Origin of the sequence: Prauserella muralis (assembly GCF_003202285.1) — a bacterium.
Lineage (GTDB): Bacteria > Actinomycetota > Actinomycetes > Mycobacteriales > Pseudonocardiaceae > Prauserella_B > Prauserella_B muralis.
On sequence record NZ_MASW01000020.1, the window covers coordinates 1 to 7169 of the forward strand.

Annotated in this window: 6 protein-coding genes; all 6 read left to right on the forward strand. The window is 67.4% G+C overall.

Features of this window, described 5'->3' with window-relative positions; genetic code table 11:
• Positions 1–53 precede the first annotated feature (53 nt).
• The 6 genes from BAY60_RS36585 to BAY60_RS36610 all read left to right on the forward strand — a co-directional run bounded on the left by BAY60_RS36585 (position 54) and on the right by BAY60_RS36610 (position 7100).
• On the forward strand, positions 54–1226 hold the full coding sequence (locus tag BAY60_RS36585) for an IS30 family transposase (RefSeq protein ID WP_211330152.1): 1173 nt from the start codon (positions 54–56) through the stop codon (positions 1224–1226).
• 70 nt (positions 1227–1296) lie between these two features.
• The gene (gene istA, locus BAY60_RS36590; RefSeq protein WP_112271358.1) at positions 1297–2556 is read left to right on the forward strand and encodes an IS21 family transposase; all 1260 of its coding nucleotides are present in this window, start codon (positions 1297–1299) and stop codon (positions 2554–2556) included.
• A gap of 56 nt (positions 2557–2612) precedes the next feature.
• Entirely contained in the window at positions 2613–3260 is a 648-nt protein-coding gene (gene istB, locus BAY60_RS36595) for an IS21-like element helper ATPase IstB (protein ID WP_425466517.1), read from the forward strand.
• A gap of 123 nt (positions 3261–3383) precedes the next feature.
• Positions 3384–4466, forward strand: coding sequence for a site-specific integrase (locus BAY60_RS36600; RefSeq protein WP_206078107.1), 1083 nt, complete (start codon positions 3384–3386; stop codon positions 4464–4466).
• Positions 4463–6715, forward strand: coding sequence for a tyrosine-type recombinase/integrase (locus BAY60_RS36605; protein WP_072029025.1), 2253 nt, complete (start codon positions 4463–4465; stop codon positions 6713–6715). The genes BAY60_RS36600 and BAY60_RS36605 overlap by 4 nt, the downstream gene beginning before the upstream one ends.
• Entirely contained in the window at positions 6705–7100 is a 396-nt protein-coding gene (locus BAY60_RS36610; protein WP_072029026.1) for a DUF6262 family protein, read from the forward strand. The genes BAY60_RS36605 and BAY60_RS36610 overlap by 11 nt, the downstream gene beginning before the upstream one ends.
• Positions 7101–7169: the final 69 nt, after the last annotated feature.

Here is a 7169-nt window from a genome sequence, read left to right on the forward strand (position 1 = left end):
CCGTGGGTTCGAGCATTCGTCGCAACACCCTCTGTTAGAAGGATCGGGTGGATATGGGACGACCGGGGCGGAAGCGACGGCTGGCACTGGAGGACGAGTACTGGAAGTTGATGGCGTCTGGGGTGGGCACGGTGGAGGCGTGTCGGCGTCTGGGGATCGCTCGGACGACCGGCTACTACTGGCGGTCGCATCGCGGCGGGCTGGCGCGGACCGTGCGCGCGGAGGACTCGCGGTCAGGCCGGTATCTGTCGCTGCTGGAGCGGGAGCGCATCGCCGTGCTGCGCGGACAGGGATGCAGCATGCGGGAGATCGCGCGCCGGCTCGGGCGGGCGCCGTCGACGATCTCACGCGAGCTGGGCCGCAACATGCGCGACGGGGACAACGACGTCTACCAGGCCGGTCTCGCGCACGCACGCGCCCGGGAGCAGGCGCGGCGCCAACGTCGCAGCATCTTCGCCCGCGATGAACAGCTGCGCGCGGTCGTGCAGGACAAGCTGCGACTGCAGTGGAGCCCGGAACAGATCGCGGCCTGGCTGAAGACCGAGCACCCCGCCCGGCCGGACTGGCATGTCTGTCACGAGACCATTTATCAGGGCCTGTACTTCGGCGGGAGCCGCGGCCTGACCAGGCAGTTGGCGCGCAACCTCCGTACTGGTCGCGGCCTGCGACTTCGCCGCCGCAGGCCGCAGAGCCGGCGGCCACGGTTCAGCGCGCACGCACGAACGATCGACGAGCGGCCCACCGTCGTGCTCGCCCGTCAGCGGGTCGGCGACTTCGAAGGCGACCTCATCCTCGGCCGCCACGGCCAGTCCGCGATCGGAACCCTGGTCGACCGCACCACCCGCTACCTGCGACTGGTGCACGTCCCCGAGCAGCGCCGGGGTGAAGACTTCGCCGCTGCCCTCGCGAGCGCGGTCGAGGATCTACCCCGGATCGCACGGCGCACCCTGACCTGGGACCAGGGCGCGGAAATGGCGCGCCACGACCTCCTTGCCGAGCTCTTCGACGAAGGCGTCTACTTCGCCTACCCCGGAAGCCCCTGGCAACGCGGCACCAACGAGAACACCAACGGCCTGCTGCGCCAGTACTTCCCGAAACGCGCGAACCTCCGCGACTACAGCATCAGCGACCTGCGCCGGGTGGAACACCTCCTCAACAACCGACCCCGGAAGATCCTCAGCTGGGCCACCCCCGCAGCAGCCTTCGCCGCTCAACTGACAAGATGATCAAACAACGTTGCGACGATCAGCAGAATCTACCGTTCTCCGAAAATTGACCCCTCTTGATGATCATGAGGTGTTGAACGTGGAGGACTGGGCTGAGATCCGCCGTTTGCATCGTGCGGAGGGTGTGCCTATCAAGGAGATCGCTAGACGGTTGGGTGTGGCGCGGAACACGGTTCGGGCGGCGTTGTCGTCGGACCGGCCGCCGAAGTATCAGCGGGCGCCGCGGGGTTCGGTGGCGGATGCGTTCGAGCCGCAGATCCGGGCTTTGTTGCAGGAATGGCCGAAGATGCCTGCACCGGTGGTTGCGCAGAAGATCGGCTGGCCGTACTCGATGTCGCCGTTGAAGAAGCGGCTGGCGGCGATCCGGCCGGAGTACGTAGGCATCGACCCGGTCGACCGGGTGGTCTACGAACCCGGGCAGGTCACGCAGTGCGACTTGTGGTTCCCGGAGCCCAGGGTTCCGGTCGCGGCCGGGCAGGAGCGGGTGTTACCGGTGTTGGTGCTGACGCTGGGGTTCTCCCGGTTTCTGACCGCGACGATGATCCCGTCGCGGCAGGCCGGGGACATCTTGTCGGGCATGTGGGAGTTGATCGGTGGGATCGGCCGGGTGACCAAGACCCTTGTGTGGGACCGGGAATCCGCGATCGGCGGGACCGGACGGGTCAGCGCCCCGGCGGCGGCCTTCGCCGGAACGCTGGCCACGAAGATCACGCTCGCTCCGCCTCGGGATCCGGAGTTCAAGGGCTTGGTCGAGCGCAACAACCGGTTCCTGGAGACCTCGTTTCTGCCCGGCCGGCTGTTCACCTCCCCGGCGGACTTCAACACCCAGCTCGGGGAGTGGCTGGAGCGGGCCAACGCGCGCACCGTCCGCTCGATCCAGGGCCGCCCGGTCGACCTTCTGGAGACCGACTACCTGTCGATGCTTCCGTTGCCGCCGGTCGCGCCGCAGATCGGGCTGAACCACCGCATCCGGCTCGGCCGCGACTACTACGTGCGTGTCGACGCCGTCGACTACTCCGTTGATCCGCGGGTCATCGGCAGGTTCGTCGATGTGACCGCGTCGCCGGACAAGGTGACCGTGTTCTGCGAGGGCCAGGTCGTTGCCCGCCATCACCGGTCCTGGGCCAAGCACGGCGTGATCACCGATTCCGCCCATGCCGCCACGGCTGCGCAGATGCGCCGGGCTCTCAGCGCCCAACGGCAGAAACGTCAAGCAGCCACCCGTCATCACGCCGACGGGCATGCCGTCGGGCTGCGGGCGCTGCCGGACTACGACGCCCTCTTCGGCGTCGATTTCACCAACCCCACCGAGAAAGTGAGCAACACGTGAGTACTACCAGCAAGCCGAAAACCGAGGCCCTGGCGCCGAAAGACGGCACGCCATCAATGATCGCCTATCTGACCAGAGTGCTGAAAACCCCGACGATCGGGGCGTTCTGGGAACAACTGGCCGACCAAGCCCGGGACGAGAACTGGTCGCACGAGGAATACCTGGCCGCGCTGCTGCAACGCCAGGTCGCCGACCGCGAGTCCAAAGGCACCGTGATGCGCATCCGCACCGCACACTTCCCGGCGGTCAAGACCCTCGAAGACTTCAACCTCGACCACCTGCCCTCCCTGCGCCGCGACCTGCTCGCGCATCTAGCAACCGGCACATTCGTCGCCAAAGCCGAGAACGTGATCCTGCTCGGGCCGCCCGGAATCGGGAAAACCCACCTCGCCATCGGCTTGGGAGTCAAGGCCACCCAGGCCGGCTACTCAGTGCTGTTCGACACCGCTAGCAACTGGATCGCCCGCCTCTCCGACGCCCACCACGCCAACCGGCTCGAGGCCGAACTGAAGAAGATCCGCCGCTACAAGCTGATCATCATCGACGAGGTCGGTTACATCCCGTTCGACCGGGACGCGGCCAACCTGTTCTTCCAGCTCATCGCCTCCCGCTACGAGCAAGGCTCGGTCATGGTCACCTCGAACCTGCCCTTCGGACGCTGGGGCGAGACCTTCTCCGACGACGTCGTCGCCGCAGTTATCTAACCGCTCGGGTTGAGCGTCCACGATGTACACGATGGGGTTGGTGCGCCTCCCTGGCGTTCGTTGTGGACGGATTACCTTGCCGTGTCTATGACGGGATCAGCGTTGAGGGTGCAGCGGGTCGTGATGCCTTCGGGCACGGAGTCGGCGACCGTTCTGGCCGACGGCCTGGTACTGGTTCCGGCGGACCGGTTCCTGGCGCATCTGACCGCGATCGATCGCTCCCCGAACACCGTCCGCGCCTATGCCCACGATCTGCGGGACTACTTCGACTTCCTGCACTGCCGTGGCCTGCAGTGGGATCGAGTTGTGCTGGAGGATCTGGGCCGGTTCGTGACGTGGCTGCGGTTGCCGGTCGAGGCCCGCGATGGACGGGTGGCGATGCTGCCCTGGGTGGAGGCGAATCTCGCCGCGGCGACGGTGAATCGGAAGTTGTCGGCGTTGGCGTCGTTCTACGAGTTCCATCAGCGGCACGGTGTCGCGCTCGGCGAGTTGCTGACGCGGTGGCGGCCGGGCCGCCGCGGCGGGTCGTGGCAGCCGTTCCTGGCGCACCTGGGCGCACGGCCGGAGCGGCACCGGGCGATCTCGCTGCGGGCAGAGCGGCGGCCGCCACGGGAGCTGAGTCAGGCGGAGATGACGACGCTGATCGACTCCTGCGACCGGTTGCGGGACAGGTTCCTGCTGAGCCTGCTGAAGGGCACGGGATTGCGGATCGGTGAGGCACTCGGGTTGCGGCACGAGGATCTCGACGCCCGCCGCCGGTTGGTCGCGGTCCGGCCCCGGACGAACGTGAACCGAGCGCGGGCAAAGACGTGGTCACGGGAAGTTCCCGCCGACGCCGACCTGTTCCGCCTCTACAGCGACTACCTGCACGAGGAGTATGGGCTGTTGGACTGCGACTACGTGTTCGTCAACCTCTGGGGAAAACCGGTCGGCGAGCCGATGAGCTACGCCACTGTCGACCGCCTGGTGCGCCGGTTGCGGGACCGCACCGCGATCACGTTCTCGCCCCACCTGTTCCGCCACAGCTACGCCACCGGGTTGCTGCGTCGCGGGGTCGCCGCCGAGATCGTGCAGCATTTGCTCGGTCACGCCAGCATCAGCACCACCGTCGACACCTACTCCCATCTGGGCGTCGAGGACGCTCGTCGCGCCCTGGCCGCGGCCGGGTTCCTCGACGAGCCAGCGGCGACGGGGCCGACCGCATGAGGCAGCTGCACCCGATTCCGAACAGCGACAACGACTCCGGCACCGACCTGGCGGCCCGGCTGCGGCCGCAGTTCGCGCAGCCGGTGATCGTGGTCGACCCCGATGACCCGGTGATTGGCGGACCCCGGTGCCTGGTGCCGGTCTGCGAGCGGCTCGTGGTGATCTTCGGTAAGTGCTCGGCGCATCATCAGCGCTGGATCGACGAGGGCCGTCCCGACGACCTTGAGGCCTGGGCCAAGGCGGCGCCGGCGAACCGGCGCTGGCTACAGCAACCACCGAAATGCGCGATCACGACATGTCGTCGCAGCCGCCGCGAGCACGGCCTCTGCCACTCCCACGCGCATCGCTGGCACCAGCAGGGCCGCGTCGATCTGACGCGGTGGATCGCCGATGGCGGCGGCCGGCCGCTGCCGGCCGGGGCCGACTGCCGATTCCCCGGCTGCGGTCTGGAGGCCGAGGGCGACGCGGGATTGTGTGTCCATCACCGGAATCGGTGGATCCGCGCCCACCGGCCGCCGATCGAGTCCTGGCTGCTCGGTTGCGCGACGTTCGGGCGGGACCGGTTCGATCTGCGCCGGTTGCCGATGCCGATGCGGCTGGAGATCGCCTACGCGATCCAATGCCGCGTCGACGAGCGCCGCACGATCACCAGGCCGCACTCGATCCGGCGACTGCTGCGAGCCCTGCCGGGCGGCGGCGTCACCTCGCTGCTGGACCGCAGCCCCGATTCCTGGATCACCTATCTCGGGTTCTCCAGCGAGCGCGGCCATATCGAGCGCCGGTTCCTGCTGGACGCGATCGGCTATCTGCGTGACCTTGTCGAGGGTGTGGGCTGGGACGCGGAGTTCCCGCGCGATGTCTGGCTGCTGCGCAGGCTCGGGTTCCCCGGACGCGACACCCGGTTCCGGTTCACCGGGATCGAGCCGATCTGGCTGCGGCAGTTGACCAAACGGTGGGCCCGCTGGCGGCTCTCGACCGGGATCGCGGTCGCGACCGTCGGCGCTGACATCCGCGCGATCACCCTGTTCGCGCAGTCGTTTCCGGCTCTGCAGCGTGGGCCCGAGGCGTTGACCCGGGAGCTGGTCGAGGTCCATCTGGCGCACCTGGTCGAACGGTTTCCCAACCCGAAGAGCCGGACCGGTCAGCTCAGCAGCCTCGCCGGTCTACTGCGCTCGGCCCGTCAGCACGGCTGGGAATCTCGCCTGTCTGCTCAGGTCGACCTGTTCCCCGAGGACTACCCGCGCCTGGTCAAGGGGCCACCACGGGCGTTGTCGGAAGCGGTGATGGTCCAGCTTGAGCACCTCGACAACCTCGTCCGCTTCGCCGACTCCCGTGGTCGTCTGCTGGCGCGGATCCTGATGAGCACCGGGCTGCGCGTCGGTGACGGAGCTCGCCTGCGGCTGGACTGCGTTGTCCGCGACGGTCAGGGCGCGCCCTATCTGCGCTACACCAACCACAAGATGCGCCGCGATGCGTTCGTCCCCATCGACACCGATCTGGCCGAGGCCATCACCAACCAGCAGAAGGCCGTTCTCGACGAGTTCGAAGACCCGGCGTTCCTGCTGCCGCGGCCAACTCGCAACCCCGAGGGCAAGGTGGCATTCAGCACCGGAACCTTCCGGGGAGAACTGCGGGAGTGGTTGCGTGTCTGCGATGTCCGCGACGAGCTCGGCCGTGAGGTCCATGTGACGCCGCACCAGTGGCGCCACACCTTCGGCACCCGTCTGATCAACAACGAGGTCCCGCAGGAGACCGTCCGCCGACTGCTCGACCACGACTCGCACGCGATGACCTCCCATTACGCGCGGCTGTCGGACAAGACCATCCGGGAGCAGTGGGAACGCGCCCGCAAGGTCAACATCGCCGGTGAGCGGCTGGCCACCGACACCGGTCCGCTGGCCGACGCGGTCTGGATGAAGAACAACCTCGCCAGGGCGAAGATGGCGCTACCCAACGGTTACTGCGCCTTGCCGCTGCAGCAGAAGTGCGAGTTCGCCAACGCCTGTTTGACCTGTCCGGTCTTCGTCACGACGCCTGAGTTCCTGCCCCAGCATCGTCGTCAGCTTGAGCAGACCCAGGCTCTGATCAGCCAAGCCGACACCAACGGCCATCAGCGTCTGGCCGAGATGAACCGGACCGTCGAGAAGAACCTGCTGACCATCATCGACAGCCTGACTACATCGGGCGGCTGCAGCGGCGGCGGAAAGTCCTGCGCCTGCAACGGAAAGGACGGTTCCGATGCCTGCTGACCATACGCACCATCTCGCCGAGCACGCCCGCCAGCGCCACGATCAAACTCTGCGACGCGCCCAGCAGACGCTTACCGAGCTGACCGACGCCGGAGAACACGTGACCGTCGCACGGCTCGCCAACCAGGCCGGCGTCTCGCGGTCGTGGATCTACACCCAACCCGCACTGCTCGACCGGATCCAGCAGCTCCAGCAGCACCGCTCCAGCGCCGACTTCGTCCGCAACACCGTCACCCAGGCCACCGACGACTCGCTACGTCAACGTCTGGCCCTGGCGCACGAGCGAATCAACCAGCTTCGCACCGAGAACCAGCAACTCCGCGACGCGCTCGCCCACGCCCACGGCCAACTCCGCACAGCCCGCCTCAACACCGATGATCACTAGTCAAAGACACCTGTCCACGACACGAAATACCAGGTCAACGGCAAGATTCGGAAATCGAAGTCGAGATAA

What these genes read in the sequence shown, in the direction of transcription:
- BAY60_RS36600 (WP_206078107.1), top strand. Translation starts at nt 3,384, where the DNA reads ATGCCTTCGGGCACGGAGTCGGCGACCGTTCTGGCCGACGGCCTGGTA.
- BAY60_RS36585 (WP_211330152.1), top strand. Translation starts at nt 54, where the DNA reads ATGGGACGACCGGGGCGGAAGCGACGGCTGGCACTGGAGGACGAGTAC.
- BAY60_RS36610 (WP_072029026.1), top strand. Translation starts at nt 6,705, where the DNA reads ATGCCTGCTGACCATACGCACCATCTCGCCGAGCACGCCCGCCAGCGC.
- istB (WP_425466517.1), top strand. Translation starts at nt 2,613, where the DNA reads ATGATCGCCTATCTGACCAGAGTGCTGAAAACCCCGACGATCGGGGCG.
- BAY60_RS36605 (WP_072029025.1), top strand. Translation starts at nt 4,463, where the DNA reads ATGAGGCAGCTGCACCCGATTCCGAACAGCGACAACGACTCCGGCACC.